This is a genomic window from Brevundimonas bullata (assembly GCF_003350205.1).
Lineage (GTDB): Bacteria > Pseudomonadota > Alphaproteobacteria > Caulobacterales > Caulobacteraceae > Brevundimonas > Brevundimonas bullata.
Genome location: NZ_QLLC01000011.1, coordinates 23,898 through 44,118, shown reverse-complemented (window position 1 = coordinate 44,118; position 20,221 = coordinate 23,898). Strand labels below are relative to the sequence as shown.

At 68.6% G+C, this 20,221-nt stretch carries 18 protein-coding genes; 6 read left to right on the top strand and 12 right to left on the bottom strand.

Features of this window, described 5'->3' with window-relative positions:
* Positions 1 to 57 precede the first annotated feature (57 nt).
* Positions 58 to 2,337, top strand: a complete 2,280-nt coding sequence (locus DXK21_RS07120; protein ID WP_114817089.1) for an NADP-dependent malic enzyme — start codon at positions 58 to 60, stop codon at positions 2,335 to 2,337.
* Between the two features lie 61 nt (positions 2,338 to 2,398).
* On the opposite strand, the gene DXK21_RS07115 is transcribed toward DXK21_RS07120, so the two are convergent.
* From DXK21_RS07115 to rdgB, 10 genes are all read right to left on the bottom strand, one after another.
* Positions 2,399 to 4,078, bottom strand: coding sequence for an AmpG family muropeptide MFS transporter (locus DXK21_RS07115; RefSeq protein WP_114817088.1), 1,680 nt, complete (start codon positions 4,076 to 4,078; stop codon positions 2,399 to 2,401).
* Between the two features lie 42 nt (positions 4,079 to 4,120).
* Positions 4,121 to 5,668: a response regulator gene (locus DXK21_RS07110; protein ID WP_114817087.1), complete on the bottom strand. Its 1,548-nt coding sequence runs from the start codon at positions 5,666 to 5,668 to the stop codon at positions 4,121 to 4,123.
* 54 nt (positions 5,669 to 5,722) lie between these two features.
* Complete coding sequence (locus tag DXK21_RS07105; protein WP_114817086.1) at positions 5,723 to 7,309, bottom strand: YifB family Mg chelatase-like AAA ATPase; 1,587 nt, start codon at positions 7,307 to 7,309, stop codon at positions 5,723 to 5,725.
* 77 nt (positions 7,310 to 7,386) lie between these two features.
* Entirely contained in the window at positions 7,387 to 8,073 is a 687-nt protein-coding gene (locus DXK21_RS07100) for a hypothetical protein (RefSeq protein ID WP_211305988.1), read from the bottom strand.
* A 26-nt stretch (positions 8,074 to 8,099) separates the two neighbouring features.
* Positions 8,100 to 9,050 (bottom strand): glutathione synthase, encoded by a 951-nt coding sequence (gene gshB / locus DXK21_RS07095; RefSeq protein ID WP_114817084.1) that lies wholly within the window; start codon positions 9,048 to 9,050, stop codon positions 8,100 to 8,102.
* 217 nt (positions 9,051 to 9,267) lie between these two features.
* Positions 9,268 to 10,080, bottom strand: a complete 813-nt coding sequence (locus DXK21_RS07090; protein ID WP_114817083.1) for a SirB1 family protein — start codon at positions 10,078 to 10,080, stop codon at positions 9,268 to 9,270.
* Positions 10,077 to 10,505, bottom strand: a complete 429-nt coding sequence (locus DXK21_RS07085; protein WP_114817082.1) for a YraN family protein — start codon at positions 10,503 to 10,505, stop codon at positions 10,077 to 10,079. Before DXK21_RS07085 ends, DXK21_RS07090 begins: the two co-directional genes overlap by 4 nt.
* Positions 10,502 to 11,374, bottom strand: a complete 873-nt coding sequence (rsmI, locus tag DXK21_RS07080; protein ID WP_114817081.1) for a 16S rRNA (cytidine(1402)-2'-O)-methyltransferase — start codon at positions 11,372 to 11,374, stop codon at positions 10,502 to 10,504. The genes DXK21_RS07085 and rsmI overlap by 4 nt, the downstream gene beginning before the upstream one ends.
* Positions 11,375 to 11,420: 46 nt before the next feature.
* A complete protein-coding gene (hemW, locus tag DXK21_RS07075; RefSeq protein ID WP_114817080.1) occupies positions 11,421 to 12,626 on the bottom strand; it encodes a radical SAM family heme chaperone HemW in 1,206 nt (401 codons plus the stop codon).
* A gap of 91 nt (positions 12,627 to 12,717) precedes the next feature.
* Positions 12,718 to 13,320, bottom strand: coding sequence for an RdgB/HAM1 family non-canonical purine NTP pyrophosphatase (gene rdgB, locus DXK21_RS07070; RefSeq protein WP_114817079.1), 603 nt, complete (start codon positions 13,318 to 13,320; stop codon positions 12,718 to 12,720).
* 446 nt (positions 13,321 to 13,766) lie between these two features.
* On the opposite strand from rdgB, the gene DXK21_RS07065 reads away from it, so the two are divergent.
* The 3 genes from DXK21_RS07065 (at position 13,767) to DXK21_RS07055 (ending at position 15,236) form a co-directional block, all read left to right on the top strand.
* Entirely contained in the window at positions 13,767 to 14,360 is a 594-nt protein-coding gene (locus tag DXK21_RS07065) for a DUF2975 domain-containing protein (RefSeq protein ID WP_114817078.1), read from the top strand.
* A 23-nt stretch (positions 14,361 to 14,383) separates the two neighbouring features.
* Positions 14,384 to 14,632, top strand: coding sequence for a helix-turn-helix domain-containing protein (locus tag DXK21_RS07060; protein ID WP_114817077.1), 249 nt, complete (start codon positions 14,384 to 14,386; stop codon positions 14,630 to 14,632).
* A 70-nt stretch (positions 14,633 to 14,702) separates the two neighbouring features.
* Entirely contained in the window at positions 14,703 to 15,236 is a 534-nt protein-coding gene (locus DXK21_RS07055; RefSeq protein WP_245945135.1) for a Smr/MutS family protein, read from the top strand.
* Positions 15,237 to 15,386: 150 nt separating this feature from the next.
* Here the strand turns inward: DXK21_RS07055 and ccmB are convergent, their stop codons facing one another.
* Together ccmB and ccmA are read right to left on the bottom strand one after the other, a co-directional pair.
* On the bottom strand, positions 15,387 to 16,052 hold the full coding sequence (gene ccmB / locus DXK21_RS07050; RefSeq protein ID WP_114817075.1) for a heme exporter protein CcmB: 666 nt from the start codon (positions 16,050 to 16,052) through the stop codon (positions 15,387 to 15,389).
* Positions 16,049 to 16,693 (bottom strand): heme ABC exporter ATP-binding protein CcmA, encoded by a 645-nt coding sequence (gene ccmA / locus DXK21_RS07045; RefSeq protein WP_114817074.1) that lies wholly within the window; start codon positions 16,691 to 16,693, stop codon positions 16,049 to 16,051. Before ccmA ends, ccmB begins: the two co-directional genes overlap by 4 nt.
* A 197-nt stretch (positions 16,694 to 16,890) precedes the next feature.
* On the opposite strand from ccmA, the gene acnA reads away from it, so the two are divergent.
* Together acnA and DXK21_RS07035 are read left to right on the top strand one after the other, a co-directional pair.
* Positions 16,891 to 19,596, top strand: coding sequence for an aconitate hydratase AcnA (gene acnA, locus DXK21_RS07040; RefSeq protein ID WP_114817073.1), 2,706 nt, complete (start codon positions 16,891 to 16,893; stop codon positions 19,594 to 19,596).
* Positions 19,597 to 19,782: 186 nt separating this feature from the next.
* Positions 19,783 to 20,136 carry a DUF7684 family protein gene (locus tag DXK21_RS07035; protein ID WP_425451400.1) on the top strand — a complete coding sequence of 118 codons (354 nt, stop codon included), beginning with the start codon at positions 19,783 to 19,785 and terminating at the stop codon, positions 20,134 to 20,136.
* Positions 20,137 to 20,221 lie beyond the last annotated feature (85 nt).

Below are 20,221 nucleotides of genomic sequence, written 5' to 3'. Positions count from 1 at the left end.
GTCCCCACCCCTCCCACGATCTAGGAACGACGGGCGCCTGCCCTTCCCGAGATCGAAATGCCCGAATTGACCGACAAACAGACCTTCTCCGACGACGACGCTCTGGAGTTCCACAGCACGCCGACGCCGGGCAAGATCTCCATGGCCCCGACCAAGCCGATGGCGACCCAGCGCGACCTGTCGCTGGCCTATTCGCCGGGCGTGGCCGTGCCGGTCCTGGCCATCGCCGCCGATGCGGACAAGGCCTATGACTATACCGCCAAGGGCAATCTGGTCGCCGTCATCTCGAACGGCACGGCCATCCTCGGCCTGGGCAACCTCGGTCACATGGCCTCCAAGCCGGTGATGGAGGGCAAGTCGGTCCTGTTCAAACGCTTCGCCGACGTCGACAGCTTCGACGTCGAGGTGAAGACCACCGACCCGGACGAGTTCGTCACCGTGGTCAAGAACATCGGCGACACCTGGGGCGGCATCAACCTGGAGGACATCAAGTCCCCGGAATGCTTCGAGATCGAGGCCCAGCTTCAGGACCTGCTGGACATCCCCGTCTTCCATGACGACCAGCACGGCACGGCCATCATCTCGACCGCCGCCCTGATCAACGCCTGCCATGTCGCCGGCAAGAAGCTGGAAGACGTCAAGGTGGTCCTGTCGGGCGCCGGGGCCGCGGGCCTGTCGTCCATCGCCCTGATGAAGGCCGCCGGGGTCAAAGCCGAAAACACCGTCATCTGCGATCGTCAGGGCGTCATCTACAAGGGCCGCGACAACGTTTCGCAATGGCAGGCGGCGCACGCCACCGACACGCCCCTGCGCACCCTGGCCGAGGCCATGGTCGGCGCCGACGTGGTGCTGGGTCTGTCGGCCAAGGGCGCGATCAGCAAGGAGATGGTCGCCTCCATGGCGCCCAAGCCGATCATCTTCGCCATGGCCAACCCCGACCCGGAAATCACCCCGGAAGACGTCAAGTCGGTGCGCTCGGACGCCATCATCGCCACCGGCCGCTCGGACTATGTGAACCAGGTCAACAACGTCCTGGCCTTCCCCTATCTGTTCCGGGGCGCGCTGGACGTGCGCGCGCGCCAGATCAACCACGAGATGAAGATCGCCTGCGCCCACGCCCTGGCGGCGCTGGCCCGCGAGGACGTGCCGGACGAAGTCGCCGCCGCCTATCGCGGTCGCAAGCTGAAGTTCGGCCCGGAATACATCATCCCGACCCCGTTCGATCCGCGCCTGATCTGGTACATCCCGCCCTTCATCGCCCAGACGGCGATGGACACCGGCGTGGCCCGCAGGCCGATCGAGGACATGGACGCCTATCGCATCGCGCTGAAGCAGCGGGTCGATCCGTCCGCCGCCCTGATGCAGAAGATCTCTTCGGCCGTGCGCTCGGGACCCAAGCAGCGGGTGGTCTTCGCCGAGGGCGAGGAGCAGTCGGTCATCCGCGCCGCCTGGGCCTTCAAGCAGGCTGAGCTGGGCACGCCCCTGCTGGTCGGGCGCGAGGACCTGATCCGTCAGAACGCCGCCGAGGCGGGCCTGAACTTCGACGAACTGGGTATCGAGATCGTCAACGCCCGCACCTCGGGTCACAACGCCGAATACACCGACTGGCTGTACGAGCGCCTGAACCGTCGCGGCTATCTGCGTCGCGACGTGCAGCGCATGATCAATCAGGACCGCAACTATTTCGGCGCCACCATGATCGCGCGCGGTCAGGCCGACTGCATGGTCACCGGCGTGACCCGCAACTTCAACATGGCCCTGAAAGAGGTCCGCCGCGTCTTGGACGTCACGGATCGCATGATCGGCCTGTCGATCCTGCTGGCCAAGGGCCGCACCCTGTTCGTGGCCGACACCTCGATCCATGAACTGCCCAACGCCGCCGAACTGGCCGAGATCGCCATCAAGGCGGCCGCCACGGTCAAGAAGCTGGGCCGCAAGCCGCGCGTGGCCTTCCTGTCCTACTCGACCTTCGGCGATCCCCCCGGCGATCGCGGCGAGAAGGTCCGCGAGGCCATCCGCATCCTGGACGCCATGGACGTCGACTTCGAATACGAAGGCGAAATGCCGCCCGAACTGGCGCTGAACCCCGAGGCGCGCGCCAACTATCCCTTCATGCGCCTGACCGGCGACGCCAACGTCTTGGTCATGCCGGCCATCCATTCGGCGGCCATCTCGACCCGCCTGGTGCAGTCGCTGGGCGGCGCCACGGTGATCGGCCCGCTGCTGGTCGGCCTGGAGAAGTCGGTGCAGATCGTGCCCCTGGGCGCCTCGGTCAACGAGATCATCACCGCCGCCACCTTCGCCGCCTACGCCGAGGGGGCATCGGTCGAGGACTGACCGCTCAAAGCCGACAAGACGTTGAGAGGCGGCCTTCGGGCCGCCTCTTTGCGTTTGGGCGTCAGGTTTCCAGGTTCAGACGGCGACGCTCGGCCGTCAGACGCACCCACTCCATCGCGCAGAAGACGACGGCGATGACGCCCAGCCAGGCGGCGATGACGAACATGGCGGCATAGCCCTGATGCTCGATCAATTCGCCCAGAGCCCCCCGACCAAGAGTCCCGATCAGCAGGGCCAGCGAAGTGAACACCGCGAATTGGACGGCGCCGAACATCTTGTTCGACAAGGCCGACAGATAGGCGACGAAGGCCGCGCCCGCGAAACCGCCGGCGATGTTCTCGCCCGCAATGGCCAGCATCAAACGCGCCAGAGGCTCGCCCACGTGGAACAGGCCGAACAGCTTGTAGAGGCCGCTGATCTGCATGAAACCGTGGATGACCGGCGCGCCCAGAGCCAGATCCATCATCAGCAGATTGGTGGCCGCCGACAAGGCGGCGCCCAGCAGCAGACTGGCCATCCGCCCAATAACGAGCAGGGCCCAACCGCCGAGCCCGATGCCGAGGATGGTCATGACCACGCCGAAGGTCTTGGAGGCCAGGGCGATCTCGGTCTTGGTGTGCCCCAGGGCTCCGCCTGTGTCGCCCATGTAGAAGGGGAAGGCGAACGGCCCCCAGACGCCGTCGGTGATGCGGTAGGTCAGAATCAGGCCCAGGACGATGATCGCGCCCCAGCCCAGACGCCCCATCAACTCAACCAGAGGCGCCAGAATGGCGTCGTAGAGGGTGTTCAAGAACGGCGGCGCGTCGCGTTCCACCTGAACCGGCCCAGTCTTGCCGCCCCGCCAGACAATCAGCCCGGCCAGGGCTGCGGGCAGGATGACGGCGCCGCCGACGATCCACGGGCCCCAGGTGGCGGTGAACTCGCCCGCGCTCGGCGCCGGCGTGACGCTTAGCGCCGTGACCATGAAGCGGATCAGCATGAAGGCGGCCCAGGCCCAGGCAAGCAGGGTGGCGGCCAGCGCCATCATGCGCAGACGCGGCGAACCGATGCGTTCGCGGGCGATGGCCTGCCTGGGCGCCGGCTTGGGCTCGGGCGCGATCAGCGTGCCCAACAGCCCCAGGCCCATCAGACCGGCGCCGATGACAAAGGTCGCCGACCAGCCCAGGGTGTCCGCCAGAACCAGGGCGCCCGCCCCGCCGATCAGGGCCGCAGTGCGGAAACCCAATTGATAGACCGTCGACAGCAGGTCCACTGGCACGCGTTCGTCGGCGACCTCGATTCGCCAGGTGTCGATGACGATGTCCTGTGTGGCCGAGGCGAAGGCACCGAGCGCCGCCGCGCCCGCCAGCACGGCGATCGCGCCCGTGCCCGGATGCGACAAGGCGATGGTCAGCAGCGCCCCCACCACAACGACCTGACACAGGATCAGCCACGACCGACGCCGCCCCATCCTGCCGATGATCGGCGGCGTCAGGCCGACCGAAGGCGACCAGAGAAATTTGAAGGCGCCGAACAAGCCGACCCAGGACAGGATGCCGATAGTGGCCACCGACACGCCGGCATCCGACAGCCAGGCGTTCAAGGTGCCGAACAGCATGGCGAAGGGCAGGCCGGCGGAAAAGCCCAGCAGCAGCATGGCCAAGGTGCGTCGCTCGTGAAACGCCGCCTTCAGAACGCCCAGGCCTTTCGGCGACGGCTGCAGGGCCGCAACCTCGGAAGCGGGCGTCTTCGTATCGGTCATGCAGGTCTCCGGCGGACGCCGCCGGAAAACGGGCGGTCGTGGTTACTGAGCGCCGACCTTGGCGCGGTTGCCGACGTTCGTCCAGCGGGTCAGGGCGGCGCGCAGGGCGTCAGCCTCCAGCGGCTTGGTAAGATGGTCGTTCATGCCGGCCTCCAGACAGGCGATGCGGTCCTCGGCGAAGGCGTTGGCGGTCAGGGCCACGATAGGGGTGCGCTCGCCGCGCGCCCTCAGAGCGCGAACGGCGGCGGGGCCGTCCATGCGCGGCATGCGCATGTCCATGAAGATCAGATCGAAGCGGGCCTCTTTCAGGGTCAACAAGGCCTCATGGCCGTCGGCGGCGGTCTGGACCACGCAGCCTTCGCGGCGCAGCAGGGTCTTGGCCAGGAGGGCGCCGACCGGATTGTCCTCGACCAGCAGGACCCGCAGGCCCTTGAAGGCCACAGGCGTGACGCGGTCGTCGTCCTGAGCCCGCCCGACGGCGACGGTCAGGCCCTTGCGCCGCCCCGCAGCAGCCAGCACCCGTTCGGCCAATGAAGCGCGGCGCAGCGGCTTGATCAGATAGCCGTGGAAACCCGCCGCCCGGTAGCGATCCACCAGATCGCGTTCGCTGGGCTTGAGCAGGATGATGGCCTCGCCCTGCGACGGGCGCACCATCAGGGCGCCGTCCTCGGCCATGGCGTGATCGATCAGTGTCACGCCCGCTTGGCGCGCGACGCGGCCGCCGGAGGCCTCGATCTGGGCCGTCGCCGCCTGACGTACGAAAGGATCGGGCGTGCGCACCGCCACGACGACGCCCTCCAGAGCGCGGGCGCGCGGCTCGGTTCCGGCGGTTGGAAAGGGCGCCTCGAAGCGGAAGCGGGCGCCGGGGCCGTCAGGGCGGTCGGCGACGGTCACGGTCCCGCCCATGGCCTGGGCCAGGCGACGGACCACGGCCAGGCCCAGACCCGCGCCGTCAAAGCGGGCGGCGTCGGAGGCGTCGGCGTGGCCGAACTCGTCGAAGATACGGGTTCGCGCCTCTTCCGGCACGCCGGGGCCGGTGTCGTCGACGACGAAGGCCAGACGCGGACGCGCGGCGGTTCCGCCGGCGCGCTCGACCATCAGGCGCACCCCGCCCCGGTCGGTGAATTTCACGGCGTTGCCTGCCAGATTGAACAGAACCTGACGCAGCCGCCCCTCGTCGGCGATGATGTCGGGCGCGTCGGCGGCGACGGACCAGGCGATCTCCAGCCCCTTGTCGTGGGCCCTGGGGCTGAGCAGTTCGGCCACGCCGCGCGTCAGGCCTTCCAGATCGACGGGGGCGGGATCAAACTCCAGCGCCCCGGCCTCCAGCCGGGCGAAGTCCAGCAGATCGTTGACCAGGCCCAGCAGGTGTTCCGCCGACTTCTGCGCCGCCTCAGCATAGGCGCGCTGGGCGCCGTCCAGCTTGGTCCGCGACAGCAGGCCCAGCATGCCGATCACCCCGTTCAGAGGGGTGCGCATCTCATGGCTCATCAGCCGCAGAAACTGCTGTTCCGGCGCGTCCGAGGGCGCTCCGGGGGGGGCGGCGGGCGTGATCTCGGTCGGTGCGTGCGTTCTGCGTGCCTGGGCCATAGCGACCACCCTAGCGCCCAAGGGTTAAGCGTGGCCGAACGAGGATTTCAGACTTCAGAAGGCCTGCGCCTCGCTGCGATGCGCCGTCTGGCGGTCGAAATCGCCCTGGGCTCCGACGGTCGTGCGGCGATACATCAGGGCCTCGGCGACGTGGCGACGCAGCACCCCGGTCGAGCCGTCGAGATCGGCGATAGTCCGCGCCAGCCGCAGGGTTCGGGTCCAGCCGCGCGCGGTCAGCCCCCCCGCCTCGCCCGCCCGCATCAAGAGGGCGCGACCGGCGTCGTCGGGCGTGGCGAAGCGATCCAGGGTCTCGCCCGAAGCGCGCGCGTTGATGGCCTGATCGCGGGCCTTCACCGGATCGAAGCCCGCCGCACGGACCCGCTCCTCCTGCTGGGCGCGGGCGGTCGCCACGCGGGCGGCGGCCTCGGCCGTGCCTTCGGCGGGCGGCGGCAGGGCCATGTCGGCGGCGGTCACGGGCGGCGTCTCGACCGTCAGGTCGATGCGGTCGAACATCGGACCGGAGATGCGGTTCTGATAGTCACGCTGGCAGCGCGGAGCCTTGCCGCAGGCGCCCCGTCCCGATCCGCCAAGACCGCAGCGGCAGGGGTTCATCGCCGCCACCAGCTGGAACCGCGCCGGGTAGCGGACATGGGCGTTGGCCCGCGCCACCACGATCTCGCCCGTCTCCAGCGGCTGACGCAGGCTGTCGAGCGCCTGGGCCGAATATTCGGGCAGTTCGTCGAGGAAGAGGACGCCGTTGTGAGCCAGGGAGGCCTCGCCCGGCTTGGCCCGCAGCCCGCCGCCGGTCAGGGCGGCCATGGAGGCGGAATGATGCGGCGAGCGGAAGGGTCGGTCGCGGGTCAGGGCGCCGCGCTGGATCAGGCCGGCCACCGACCAGACCATGGAGGTCTCCAGCAGTTCCTGCGGCGTCAGCGGCGGCAGCAGGCCGGGCAGCCGCTGGGCCATCATCGACTTGCCCGATCCGGGCGGGCCGATGAACAGCAGGTTGTGGCCGCCCGCCGCCGCGATCTCCAGCGCCCGCTTGGCGCTTTCCTGACCCTTGACCTCGCGCAGGTCGGGCACGGCGCCGCCTGCCGTCACCGGGCCGGGTTCAGGCGCGCGCAGGATCTGCGTGCCCCGGAAATGATTGATCAGGCCGATCAGGGATCGCGGCGCCAGAATGGCGGTGTCGCCGGCCCAGGCGGCCTCAGGTCCATTGGCCTCGGGGCAGATGAGACCCAACCCCATGGCGCCCGCCGCCATCGCCGCCGGCAGCGTGCCGCCGACCGCCGCGATCTGACCGTCCAGACCCAATTCGCCGACCGCCGCCCAGCCGTCCAGGGCGTCGGGCGCGATCACGCCTATGGAGGCCAGCAGGGCCAAGGCGATGGGCAGGTCGAAATGGCTGCCTTCCTTGGGCAGGTCGGCGGGGGCCAGGTTGGCGATGACCTTCTTGGGCGGCAGGGCCAGGCCGATGCCCGCAAAGGCGCCGCGCACCCGTTCCCGGCTCTCGGCCACCGCCTTGTCGGGCAGGCCGACGATGGCGAAGGCGCCGGCGGGCGTCGCCACCTGCTGCACCTCGACATCGACCCGTCGCGCCTCGACCCCGTCGAATGCGACCGTCACCACCCGCGCGACCATGCCCTCGCTCCCTCTGTCTGAATGAGAACAAATCACGAACTCAATCAAACTGCAAGAGCGCCGTTCTTTAAGTCAGATCAGGGCAGATCGGCCTCGGGCGCCAGGGTGTGGATCACGTCGCCCGCAGCGTTCAGGAACTGGATGGCGCCGAAGCCCTCCTCCGTCACCGTCATGCGCACGCGCGGCTTGTCGTTCCGGTCGGACAGGGCGACGGCAGGCGTGCCGTCGGCGGCGACCGACAGGCGCATGCGCGTCGGCGTCTGCACCCCCGGCACCAGGGCGTCGCCCAGACCCGGCTCGCGGATCAGGGGCGGGGCCTGGTTGATGACGAAGCTGACCGCGCCGTCGGGCGAGACGCGCCAGCCGATGGCGTCCATGGCCGGGTGATCCAGGGCCAGCACCGCCATGCCCCCGTCCACGTCGGCGGTGCCGAAGCCGCCGCGCTCGCTGCCCTTGTCGTCATAAAGGATCAGCCCGGCGACGTTGAAGGCGCGCTTGTACTGGATGCCGTCGATGATCGGAGCGGGCGTGGCGCCCGAGAGGGTCATGCGGATGGTCCCGTCGGCGTCGACGATGTCGATGCGACGGGCGGTGATGCGGTCGTGATCCGGCGCCTCGACGCGCGTCTGCGGCGTGCGCGTCTCGATGATCCGCTCCAGCACCTCCAGCGAGGGGCGCTTCGGCGCGACGTCCTGGGCCGTGGCCGGCGCGGCGGTCTGCAGGGCCAGGACGGCCAGCGCCGCCATCGTCGTGGTTCTTGTCATGGGTCCCCTCCCGTTGTGCGCGCGCCTCAGCAGGCGTCGCGCTTCTTCGTTTCGATCACGTCCCACATCAGGGCCGTCGCATCGACGCCGTTGAATTGCAGCATCTGCTGGGCGCCGGTGGGGGAGGTGACGTTGATCTCGGTCAGATAGTCGCCGATCACGTCGATGCCGACGAAGATCAGGCCGCGCTCCTTCAGATAGGGGCCGATGGCGGCGCAGATTTCCAGGTCGCGCGGCGTCAGCTCGACCGGGGCGGCGGTGCCGCCGACGCGCAGGTTGGAGCGGACCTGGTCCTTGGCCGGGATGCGATTGATGGCCCCGACCGGCTCGCCGTCGATCAGGATGATGCGCTTGTCGCCCTTCGACACCGCCGGGATGAATTTCTGGATCACCAGAGGGTCGCGCGACCCGGCGGCATGGATCTCGATCAGGGCTTCCAGATTGGGATCGTCGGCCTTGAGCCGCACCACGCCCGAACCGGCGGCGCCGTGCAGGGGCTTGAGCACCACGTCGCCGTGCCGGCGGTGGAAGTCGACCAGGGCGACCGGGTCGGAGGACACCAGGGTCGGCGGCTGCAGGCCGGGGAAGAGGGTGGCGATCAGCTTCTCGGGCGCCGAGCGCACCTCAGCCGGATTGTTGACCACCAGGGTCCTGGGATGAACCCGCTCCAGCAGATAGGTGGCGGTGACATAGGCCATGTCGAAGGGCGGGTCCTGACGCATCAGGATGACGTCCACGTCCTCGGCCAGGTCAAGGACCACCTCGGGGCCGAAGTCGGCGTGCTCGCCCTGGACCGTGTTCACCGTCACCGGACGGGCGCGGCAGAACAGGCGGCCCTCGTCCAGCGCCAGGGTGCGGAAGTCGTAGATCCACAGCTTGTGGCCGCGCGCCTGACTGGACAGGGCCATCAGGAAGGTGGTGTCGGACTCGACGTTCACCGCCTCGAGCGGGTCCATCTGGATGGCGACTTTCAGCATGGAGGTCCTTTCACGCGTCTGAGCTTTGCAGATGCGCGGCGAGGAGCCCGGACGCAAGGCCGCGCGCCGCTCTTTACCATCGCCTTGCCTTTTCAGCGTCATCCTCGGGCTTGACCCGAGGATCGGGCCGTCCGTCTGCGCGACGCCAGGCAAATCGAGCGCGCCACATCACTCGATCCTCGGGTCAAGCCCGAGGATGACGGCGGAGCGAGCGGAGCTAGTTCAGGCGCATCCGCACCCGGTCCATGCTGGCGCGGTGGGCGTCGGCGGGGCCGTCGACGGCGCGGGCGCGCGACAGGGCCTCCAGAGCGCCGGTCAGGGCTCCCTGCTTTTCGCGCGCGGCGGCGACGTCCAGCCAGGGGCGGTGATCCTCGGGGTCCAGCAGGGCGCGACGCAGGGCCGAGCGTTCGGCGCCGTCGTAATCCTCGATCAGCAGGGCGCGGGCGAACAAGACGTTCTGCAACCGGATCAGGGCCTTGCGGTCGCTGACCGGCGCCATCAGCAGGTCCAGACGGTCGGCCACGTGCGGCGTCAGACCGGCCAGCAGGGCGCGCCGCGTCAGTTCGCTGGGCAGGACCAGACGCCCTTGGCTGAAGGGGTCCAGCGCCACCGGCCCCTCGGGCGTCTCGACGCGCAAGAGGACGTGGCCGGGGAAGTCCACCGCCGCCGCCTTCAGCCCCGCCCGTCGCGCGGCGTCGAGGTAGAAGACGACGAGCGCCGCCGACAGGCCGCGACGCCGCTCGGCCACGTCGATGACGTCGGTATTGCCGGGATGGTCGTAGTTCAACAGGTCGCCGTTCAGCCGCAGGTCCGAGGCCATGGTCTCGGCCAGGGCGTCGTCGGGGCCTTCGTTGGCGGCGCGTTCCTTGACCCTCTGCGCGGCCTGATCGGCCAGCAGGCGGACCGGCTCGGGATCGCGGAAGGGATAGTCGTGAATGGCGCAGGCGATGGCGCATTCGAGCAGCGGAAAGCCGTCGTCCTCGGCGGTTCCCGCCTGGGCCAGAATGATCTCGGCTTCGTCGCGCGTCACGCGATGTCCGTTCCTGTGGTCGTCACCCCGCGAAGATGACGCGGAAATCGTCCGGGAGCCAGCGCCACCATATCAATCCGCAGGTTCAGGCCCTGAAGCGAGGGTCGGCTGCGGGCCAGCGCCTGACCGGCGGCGGCCAGTCGAGCGTGCTGTTCCGGCCCCAGCGACAGGATGGCGGCTTCGATCGTGCGCCGCCGCTTGACCTCGACCACCGCCAGGGTGCGGCCGCGCCGGGCCAGGACGTCGATCTCGCCGCCGCGCCCTTTCAGGCGAAAGGCCAGGATCTGATAGCCCTTGAGCATCAGCCAGACGGCGGCGATCCATTCGGCGGCGTGGCCCTCGCGGTGCGACCGTCCGCCCAGCGCCTGACGCCAGCCTGCTTTCGGGCGACGCGGCGACGGGGAGGGCCGCAGGCGGGGCTTCACCGGCCCTGCATTTCCAACGCCCGCTTGTAGAGGGGCTTGCGGGGCAGGTTCAGCGCCTTGGACACCTCGGCGGCGGCTTCGCCGGGCGGCAGGCGGGTCATGGCCTCGGTCAGGGCCGCATCGGCGTCGGCGGCGCTGGCGACCTCGGCCTCGCCGGGCCCGATAACGACGACGATCTCGCCCTTGGGCGCGTCACAGCGCGGGTCGGCCGCCAGTTCAGCCAGGGTGCCGCGCACGGCCTCCTCATAGAGCTTGGTCAGTTCACGGGTCACGGCGGCGGGACGGTCGCCCAGCACCTCTGCCATGTCGGTCAGGCTATCCTTCAGGCGCGGGCCGCTTTCGAAGAAGACCAGGGTCTGACGCCCGGTGCGCAGTTCCTCCAGCATGGTCTTTCGCGCCCCTGACTTGGGCGGGAGGAAGCCGGCGAACAGGACCCGGTCAGCGGGTTGCCCCGCCAGGCACAGAGCGGCCAGCAGGCTGGAAGCGCCGGGAATGGGATGGACCGGCAGGCCCGCGTTGATGGCCGCGCGGGCCACGACATAGCCGGGGTCCGAGACCAGAGGCGTGCCGGCGTCCGAGACCAGGGCCACGACCTCGCCCGCCTTCAGCCGCTCGACGGCGATCTCGGCGGCGCGCGCCGAGGCGTGGTCGTCGCAGCGTTCCAGCTTGGCGCGCAGGCCATAGGCGGTCAGCAGCTTGGCGGTGACGCGGGTGTCCTCGGCCAGGACCAGGTCGGCGGCGGCCAGAACGTCCAGCGCCCGCAGCGTCATGTCGCGCAGGTTGCCGATGGGCGTTGCCACCAGATAGAGGCCGGGCGCGACAGAGCGCGCGGGCGGGGCGGTCGGCGGGAAAAGGGAGGCGTCTGACATCGGCGCGACCCTGCCAGCCCCGGCCCTTCGGGTCTAGGTCGCGCGCCTAGGTCAGCAGGGCTTTCAGCACGGCGTCGAGCAGGGGCCGTCCTCGCGCCGTGGCGGCGACGCGACCGGCTTCGGACGTAAGGAAGCCGCCGGCGATCAGGTCGGCCAGCGGCCCGGTCGTCTCCGACAGGCCCAGCGTGTGGAGGAGCGTCAGCGGCACGCCCTCGACCGTACGCAGGCCCAGCAATACGAGTTCCTCTGCGGCGCCCGGCGCATCCAGCGTCTCGCGCTCGGCCCAGGGCGCGCCGGCGGCGACGCCCGCGACATAGTCGGCGATGCGGCGATGGGCGACCGTGGCGGTGCGCTCGCCCTCAAGCGTCAGTCGTCCGTGAGCGCCGGGGCCGAGGCCCAGGTAGTCGCCGCCGCGCCAGACGTGCAGGTTGTGGCTGGACCGCGCCGCGACGTCGCGGGCGTGGTTGGACACCTCATAGGCCTCGAACCCCGCGCCCTCGAGCACCTCTTGCGTAGCTTCGTAGAGAGACGCCGCCAGGTCCTCGTCCGGCGGGGTCAGGGTTCCGCGCGCGAAGGCCCGACCGAAGGCCGTCGTCGGCTCAATGGTCAGTTGATAGGGCGAGATGTGCTCGAAGCCGAGGTCCAGCGCCGTGGCCAGCTCCGCCGTCCAGTCGGCCACCGACTGCCCCGGCCGGGCGTAGATCAGGTCAATGGACAGGCGGGGGAAGGCCTCGCCCGCCGTCTGAACCGCGCGCCGGGCCTCCGCCGCCGAATGGTCGCGGCCAAGGAAGGTCAGGGCGGCGTCGTCAAACGACTGCACCCCCATGGACAGGCGGTTGATCCCGGCCTCCGCCAAGGCGGCGTAACGGCCCGCCTCGGCGTCGGTGGGGTTGGCCTCCAGCGTGATCTCTATGTCTCCCGCCGGAGAAAACAGGGCCTTGGCCCGCGCGATCACAGCGGCCACCGCCTCGGGCGGCATCAGGGACGGGGTGCCGCCGCCGAAGAAGATCGAGGCCAGACGACGCGGGCCGACCAGCAGGCTTTGCGCCTCCATGTCCGCCAGGATGGCCTGGACCAGCCCGGCCTGCTCCTCGACCCGGCCCCGGTCGCGTACGACGTTGAAGTCGCAATAGGGGCAGATGCGGGCGCAGTAAGGCCAGTGAACGTAGAGGGCTATGTCACCACCTCCCTTCTCCCCTCGGGGGAGAAGGTGGGCGGCGGAGCCGCTCGGATGAGGGGGCGGGTTGGGCATCTCGGGCCTTCGTAGCAGAGGAAGCCGACGTCCCCCTCATCCGTCTGCCTTCGGCAGCCACCTTCTCCCCCGGAGGGGAGAAGGGCCGTGTTTAGTCAATCAACGCCGCCTTGAGCCGGGCGAAGGCGCGGGCGCGGTGGCTGATGGCGTCCTTCTCGGCGTCTTCCATCTCGGCGAAGGTCTTGTCCGAGCCCTCGGGCCGGAAGATGGGATCATAGCCGTGCCCGCCGTCGCCGCGCGGCGGGAAGACCAGGTCGCCGTCGATGCGCCCTTCAACCACCACGCAGGGGCCGTCGGGCCAGGCCACAGCGAGCGCGGAGGTGAACCAGGCGCGGCGATCGGTCGAACCGACTTCCTCCAGCCGCTCCTCGACCTTCTTCATGGCCAGGGCGAAGTCCTTGCCCGGCCCAGCCCAGCGCGCCGAGAAGATGCCCGGCGCCCCGTCCAGCGCCGCGACCGACAGGCCGGAGTCGTCGGCCAGCGCGACCTCGCCCGAGGCCTCGGCGGCATGGCGGGCCTTCAGCATGGCGTTGCCGACGAAGGTGCTCTCGGTCTCGTCCGGTTCGGGCAGGTTGAGGCTGCCGGCCGTGACGATCCTGTAATTTCCGTCCAGCAGCGCTTCGATCTCGCGCGCCTTGCCCGGGTTGTGGGTCGCGGCCACCAGCCGCATCCCCTTGATCAGCTTGAGATTCATGCAGTCACCTTAGTCCCGTCCGATGCATTGCGGAAGTTTAACATCGTTAAACGATATGTAACGTGCTTTTCGACGAGGTCGCCCCTATCTTCAATCTCAAGAACGGGGGTCGCACCGTTCAAACGAAGCGAAAACAACGCAACGTTCACCCAGCGACACCACATAAACGCACGAAAATCGTGCAACCACGGAGAGATACGATGCAAGCGATGAAAACCTCGATCTGGATGGACCGCGTCGGCCACGGCTTCTTCAACGCCCTTCTGCTGGCCGCCCTGCCGACCGCCGCCGTCGCCCTTCTGATCCAGAGCCTGTGATCCAAGGCTGGATCACATCGGGGGCTTTGACGATCAGCATGAACACCGCGAAGAATAGCGCCGCGTGAGGGTCTGCCGGACCCCGCGCGGCGATCGCGCCCTGAACCACCCGGCCCGAGACCTGACTTCATGCGCCTCCCGAAACTGCCAGCCATCGGGATAAGAGCGCCGCGCCTGCCGGGCGCCAACCTCAAGACTCTGGGCCCAGGTTCCGTCTCCAGCCTGCTGAAGATCGCGCTGGACGTCGCCTATGTGCTGCTGGCCCTGATCACCGGCGTGTTGCTGCTACTCTGGGTCGCCTCCATCTTCATTCCCATCGACAACCTGAACGTGACCGTCAGCGACGGCGCCGATGGTCGTCAGATGCCGCTGACCCGCCCCCTGCTGCTGTTCGGCGTCGGGGCCATCACCGCCTATTTCGGCGGCTTCCTGATGATCCTGCGGGGTCTGCGAAAGATTTTCCGCACCCTGACCCTGGGCGATCCCTTCCAGCCCGACAATGTCCGCCGCCTGCGCCAGATCGGCCTGATCCTGGCCATCGTGACCGGCGGCGTCTGGGTGGCGCAGGGCTTGGTCGCCGCCCGCCTGGCTCCCGGCGTCATGGAGCCGCAGGGGATCAGCGACCTGCTCACCCCCGTCTTCTCCATCCTGGTCGTCTTCGTCCTGGCGGAGGTCTTCCGCGAAGGCGCGCGCCTGCGTCGCGAATCCGAACTGACGATCTGATCTGGAAACGTTAAGCTGACCCCATGGCCATCCGCGTCCAACTTGACCGCATCCTCGCCGAACGACGCATGTCGCTGACGGAGCTCGCCGACCGGGTCGGCGTGACCGTGGCCAATCTGTCGATCCTCAAGACCGGCAAGGCGCGCGCCGTGCGCTTCTCGACCCTGGACGCCCTGTGCCGCGAGCTGGATTGCCAACCGGGCGACCTGCTGGCGCACGAACCTGGACCTGGCTCCGACGTGGGCGACCCCTTCGACGACGCCGGGGACTGAGGTGGCGCGAAAAGGCCCGCCTGCCTCTTCCGACGACGACAAACGCATCTGGGCCCGCGTGACCGGGACAGTGACCCCGCCTCCGCGCCGCAAGGCCGCCCGCGTCACCCCCGGCGCCGTCCTGCCTGATCCTGACACGGCGTCCATGCCGGCCTCGGCGGCGGCCAAGCCTGCACGCGGCGTCGCGGGCAAGAAGCGCAATGCGCCCGATCAGACGCCGACTTTCGAGGCGCTCGGGATCACGACCCCGGCCAAACCGACGCCCAGCCGCGCCCGGCCCGCGCCCGAAGAGCTGGAGCCGCGTCGCCAGCGCCGCCTGTCGCGTGAACGCGATCCGATCGAGGCCCGCATCGACCTGCACGGCTTCGGTCGCTTCGAGGCCGAGGATCAGTTGCGCGGCTTCCTGATGGGCTGTCAGGCGCGCGGCCTGCGCTCGGTTCTGGTCATCACAGGTCAGGGACGGCGCGGCGGCGGCGTCATCCGCAGTTCGGTGCATGACTGGTTGACCGGACCGCATCTGCGCGGCGTGGTGTCCGGCTTCGCCTTCGCCCACCGGCGTCACGGCGGCGACGGCGCCCTCTACGTCACGCTGAAGCCGCGCTAAATTTCCATTTCCCGCTCATCCCGGCGGACGCCGGGATCCAGTGAGAGCCTCACACGCAGAATCAAGCCAACGACAAGGCCGCCGTTGCTCTTGTCGCCAAAGAACTGGGTCCCGGCGTCCGCCGGGATGAGAGGTATTGAAGGCGCCGCCTCAGCCCTGGGCGTTACGGACCGCCGCCGCGCCGGCGACCGGAGCGATCACCATGGCGAACAGGACATAGGCGCTCAAAAGGGCCAGGGCCGACAGCGGGTCCTGACCATTGGCCGCTCGCGTCAGGGCGCCCGCGCCGAACACCACCGGCGGAATGAACAAAGGCAGCACCACCACCGCGATCAGTAGCCCGCCGCGCTTGGCCCCCAGAGCCAGAGCGGCGCCGAGCGCCCCGGTGAAGGCGAAGCCCAGACCGCCGATGGCCGCCGCCAGCGCCGTCAGACCGATCAGATGGGCCGGCTGACCCAGGGCCAGGGCCGCAACGGGCGCCGCGAGCGCCAGCGGCAGGCCCGTGGCCAGCCATTGCGCCACAGCCTTGATCGCCACGGTCGCTTCCAGAGGCAAGGGGCCGAGCGCCAAGAGGTCCAGGGCCCCGTCCTCCAGATCGCGCTCGAACAGCCGCTCCAGCGACAAGAGCGAAGCCAAGGCCAGGGCCATCCAACTGGCGCCCGAGGCCGCCGGAGCCAGGATGCGCGGATCGCCGCCCGCCGCCAGCGGCAGAATGGCGGTCAGGCACAGCATGAAGCCGCAGGCCAGCAACGGCCCGCCGCCGCCGCCCCAGGCCAGCGACAGTTCGCGGCCGAACAGGACGCGCACGGCCTTCAAGACAGGCCCCCGAGATCGAGATTGCGCGCCGGGACGGGCAGGGGGTCGTGCACCGCCGCCAGGATCATGCCGCCGGACGCCAGATGGGCCGTCATCAGCTCGGCGGCCACCGCGCGCCAGCGTTCGTCCAGCGGGGCCAGGGGTTCGTCCAGCAGCCACAGGGCGCGCGGGGCCGCGATCAGCCGCGCCAGCGACAGGCGCCGCTTCTGGCCCGCCGACAGCTTGCGCGTCTCCAGATCCAGCAGGGGCGTCAGCGAGAGGCGAGCGACCGCCGCATCCCGCGCCGCAGGATTTCCGCCCAGCCACGCCGTCTGAAAGTCGAACTCCTGACGCGCCGTCTGCGTCGGCTTCAGGCCTTCGAGGTGTCCCAGCAGGTGGACGCCCTCGCGTCGCGCCGTCTCGGGCTCCAGCGTCTCGCCGTCCAAGCCGGGTCCGGCATTCGGCCCGCCGGAAAATGTGATCGCGCCCGCATCGGGCCGGATAAAGCCCGCCACGGCCCGCAGCAGACTGGTCTTGCCCGCCCCGTTGGCGCCCGTCAGAGCCACGGCCTCGCCCGCCGAAAGCCGCAACGACAGGCCCTGGAACAGGAGGCGCTCGCCGCGCGACAGGCTCAGGGACTGGATGTCGACCGTCTTCAGCATGGCCCCGCCGATTTGCGAACCTCTCTCAATGTCCACGAGGACGTTGTGGATACATGGACGGCTCCCGCGCACAGGACTATACGCGCAAGCGCCGCAGCAGGCTTTCGCCGCGCGCGCCTGGGACCTGTGCGCCCCGGCGTCCAGCGCGCGAAGGCGCAACCGAATTGTCGGGCGGCGTTTGTCAGAGGACCCTCTCCATGCCGTCGATTGACAGCCTCAAGACCCGTCAGGACCTTTCGGTCGGGCGCAAGAAGTACGCCTATTACAGCCTTCCCGCCGCCGAGGAAGCCGGTCTGGCCGGGATTTCCCGTCTGCCGCGCTCGATGAAGGTGCTGCTGGAGAACCTGCTGCGCAACGAAGACGGCGTCTCCGTCACCGAAGACGACTTGAAGGCCGTCGCCGCCTGGATCGAGAACAAGGGCGCCGTCGAGCACGAGATCGCCTTCCGTCCGGCCCGCGTCCTGATGCAGGACTTCACCGGCGTGCCCGCCGTCGTCGACCTGGCCGCGATGCGCGACGCCATGGCCAAGCTGGGCGCCGACGCCGCCAAGATCAATCCGCTGGTCCCCGTCGACCTGGTCATCGACCACTCGGTCATGGTCGACCACTTCGGCAACGCCAAGGCCTTCGGCCAGAACGTCGAGCGCGAGTATGAGCGCAACATCGAGCGCTACAACTTCCTGCGCTGGGGTTCCTCGGCCTTCAACAACTTCCGCGTCGTGCCCCCCGGCACCGGCATCTGCCACCAGGTGAACCTGGAAAACCTGGCCCAGACCGTCTGGACCCTGACCGAAGGCAAGACGACCGTCGCCTATCCCGACACCGTCGTCGGCACCGACAGCCACACCACCATGATCAACGGCCTGGCCGTTCTGGGCTGGGGCGTCGGCGGCATCGAGGCCGAAGCCGCCATGCTGGGCCAGCCGATCCCCATGCTGATCCCGGAAGTCATCGGCTTCAAGCTGTCGGGCAAGATGCCGGAAGGCGCCACCGCGACCGACCTGGTCCTGACCGTCACCCAGATGCTGCGCAAGAAGGGCGTGGTCGGCAAGTTCGTGGAATTCTTCGGTCCCGCCATCGCCGGCATGACCATCGAGGATCAGGCCACCATCGCCAACATGGCCCCGGAATACGGCGCCACCTGCGGCTTCTTCCCGGTTAGCCAAGCCACCATCGACTATCTGACGGCCACGGGCCGCGACAAGGCGCGCGTCGCCCTGGTCGAAGCCTATGCCAAGGCTCAAGGGTTGTGGATCGACGAAACCTCGGAAGACCCCGTCTTCACCGACGTTCTGGAACTGGACATCTCGACGGTCGTGCCGTCGCTGGCCGGCCCCAAGCGTCCGCAGGACCGCGTTGAACTGACCACCGCCGCCTCCGCGTTCGAAACCGCCCTGACCGACGTCTTCGGTCGCGTGAACGACGCCGGCCGCGTGGCCGTCGAAGGCCAGAAGTTCACCGTCGGCGACGGCGACGTGGTCATCGCCGCCATCACGTCCTGCACCAACACCTCGAACCCCAGCGTCCTGATCGCCGCCGGTCTGGTGGCGCGCAAGGCCCATGCCCTCGGCATGAAGGTCAAGCCCTGGGTCAAGACCTCGCTGGCCCCCGGCTCGCAGGTCGTCACCGACTATCTGACCGACGCCGGCCTCCAGAAGGATCTGGACGCCATGGGCTTCAACCTGGTCGGCTATGGCTGCACCACCTGCATCGGCAACTCGGGGCCGCTGGACCCAGCCATCTCGAAGGCGATCAACGACAACGGCCTGGTCGCGACCTCGGTCCTGTCGGGCAACCGCAACTTCGAAGGCCGCGTGAACCCCGACGTCCAGGCCAACTACCTGGCCTCGCCGCCGCTGGTCGTGGCCTACGCCATCGCCGGTTCGATGCGCATCGACATCACCAAGGACCCGATCGGTCAGGACAAGAAGGGCAAGGACGTCTTCCTGAAGGACGTGTGGCCGACCTCGCAAGAGATCGCCGACATCCAGAAGAAGTCCGTCACCCCGGCCATGTTCGCCAAGCGCTACAAGGACGTCTTCAAGGGCGACAAGCACTGGCAGGCCATCAAGGTCACCGGCGGTCAGACCTATGAGTGGGACGACAAGTCGACCTATGTCGCCAACCCGCCCTACTTCGAGGGTTTGTCGATGGAGCCTTCGGCGGTCACCGACATCGTCGAGGCCCGCATCCTGGGCATCTTCGGCGACTCGATCACCACCGACCACATCAGCCCGGCCGGTTCGATCAAGAAGGCCTCGCCCGCCGGCGTCTATCTGACCAATCACGGCGTCGACGCCCTGGACTTCAACAGCTACGGCGCCCGCCGCGGCAACCACGAAGTCATGATGCGCGGCACCTTCGCCAACATCCGCATCCGCAACAAGATCACCCCGGACATCGAGGGCGGCGTCACCAAGCACTTCCCCTCGGAAGACACGATGTCGATCTATGACGCGGCCATGCGTTACCAGTCGGAAGGCCGTCCTCTGGTCGTCTTCGCCGGCAAGGAATACGGCACCGGCTCGTCGCGCGACTGGGCGGCCAAGGGCACGCGTCTGCTGGGCGTTCGCGCCGTCATCGCCGAAAGCTACGAGCGCATCCACCGCTCGAACCTGGTCGGCATGGGCGTGGTTCCGCTGCAGTTCAAGCAGGACGGCTGGGCCAAGCTGGGCCTGACCGGCGAAGAGATCGTCACCATCCGCGGCCTGACCGACGCCAACATCGGCAAGCTGAAGCCGCGTCAGGACCTGTGGGTCGAGATGTTCCGTCCGTCGGACGGCAAGATGGCTCGCTTCCCGGTCCGCTGCCGCATCGATAACCAGACCGAGCTGGACTACTTCAAGGCCGGCGGCGTCATGCCCTACGTCCTGCGCAACCTGGCGCGCGGCGAGGCTGAATAGGTCTCAGGCAGTCGTCTGAAATGGAAAGGCCGGCGGAGCGATCCGCCGGCCTTTTTGTTTGGGAGAGGGTGCGCTGTGTCCGCCTCGCCTTGTGATAGAACGGCGATATGCGAGTTACATATCTGCATTTGCTACCCGGCTCCGACCCGCCGTCGATAGATGCGTTGAGGCCATTCAAAGCCGTTCTTGTGCTCACCTCAGGCTGTTCCTGACGAGTGGCAAGACCATGTAAGCCAATGGCTAGTCAGCTCGGGCTGCCTCTACATGATGGCATGGGGTGTCGATTGCAGTTCGTGGGATGACAGCGTCGATTGGGCAAACCTATCGGCAGCTGGTCCTGACGAAATCCCTGACGACAAGTTTGTAACGACCACATGGCATGAGGACGAGGCGCTGTCGGAGACCTTGTGGTTTGCCGCAAACACCGCCTTTCATCCAACAGTGCCGTTGAACAACCTCATCATCATCGGTATCGGCCCTGACGAACGGGAAGCGCAGATGTTGGCCGAATACTCCGCGGCGCAGGCTTTGCTTGATTGAGTGCCCGCCGATAGCCGTTATCCTCGGGCTTGACCCGAGGATCGGGTGGTCCGCCTGCGCGACAACGGCAGGGTCGAGCGCGCCG

Coding starts and splice junctions, on each gene's coding strand:
- DXK21_RS07120 (WP_114817089.1), top strand. CDS start 58: ATGCCCGAATTGACCGACAAACAGACCTTCTCCGACGACGACGCTCTG.
- DXK21_RS07115 (WP_114817088.1), bottom strand. CDS start 4,078: ATGACCGATACGAAGACGCCCGCTTCCGAGGTTGCGGCCCTGCAGCCG.
- DXK21_RS07110 (WP_114817087.1), bottom strand. CDS start 5,668: ATGGCCCAGGCACGCAGAACGCACGCACCGACCGAGATCACGCCCGCC.
- DXK21_RS07105 (WP_114817086.1), bottom strand. CDS start 7,309: ATGGTCGCGCGGGTGGTGACGGTCGCATTCGACGGGGTCGAGGCGCGA.
- DXK21_RS07100 (WP_211305988.1), bottom strand. CDS start 8,073: ATGACAAGAACCACGACGATGGCGGCGCTGGCCGTCCTGGCCCTGCAG.
- gshB (WP_114817084.1), bottom strand. CDS start 9,050: ATGCTGAAAGTCGCCATCCAGATGGACCCGCTCGAGGCGGTGAACGTC.
- rsmI (WP_114817081.1), bottom strand. CDS start 11,374: ATGTCAGACGCCTCCCTTTTCCCGCCGACCGCCCCGCCCGCGCGCTCT.
- hemW (WP_114817080.1), bottom strand. CDS start 12,626: ATGCCCAACCCGCCCCCTCATCCGAGCGGCTCCGCCGCCCACCTTCTC.
- rdgB (WP_114817079.1), bottom strand. CDS start 13,320: ATGAATCTCAAGCTGATCAAGGGGATGCGGCTGGTGGCCGCGACCCAC.
- DXK21_RS07065 (WP_114817078.1), top strand. CDS start 13,767: ATGCGCCTCCCGAAACTGCCAGCCATCGGGATAAGAGCGCCGCGCCTG.
- DXK21_RS07060 (WP_114817077.1), top strand. CDS start 14,384: ATGGCCATCCGCGTCCAACTTGACCGCATCCTCGCCGAACGACGCATG.
- ccmA (WP_114817074.1), bottom strand. CDS start 16,693: ATGCTGAAGACGGTCGACATCCAGTCCCTGAGCCTGTCGCGCGGCGAG.
- acnA (WP_114817073.1), top strand. CDS start 16,891: ATGCCGTCGATTGACAGCCTCAAGACCCGTCAGGACCTTTCGGTCGGG.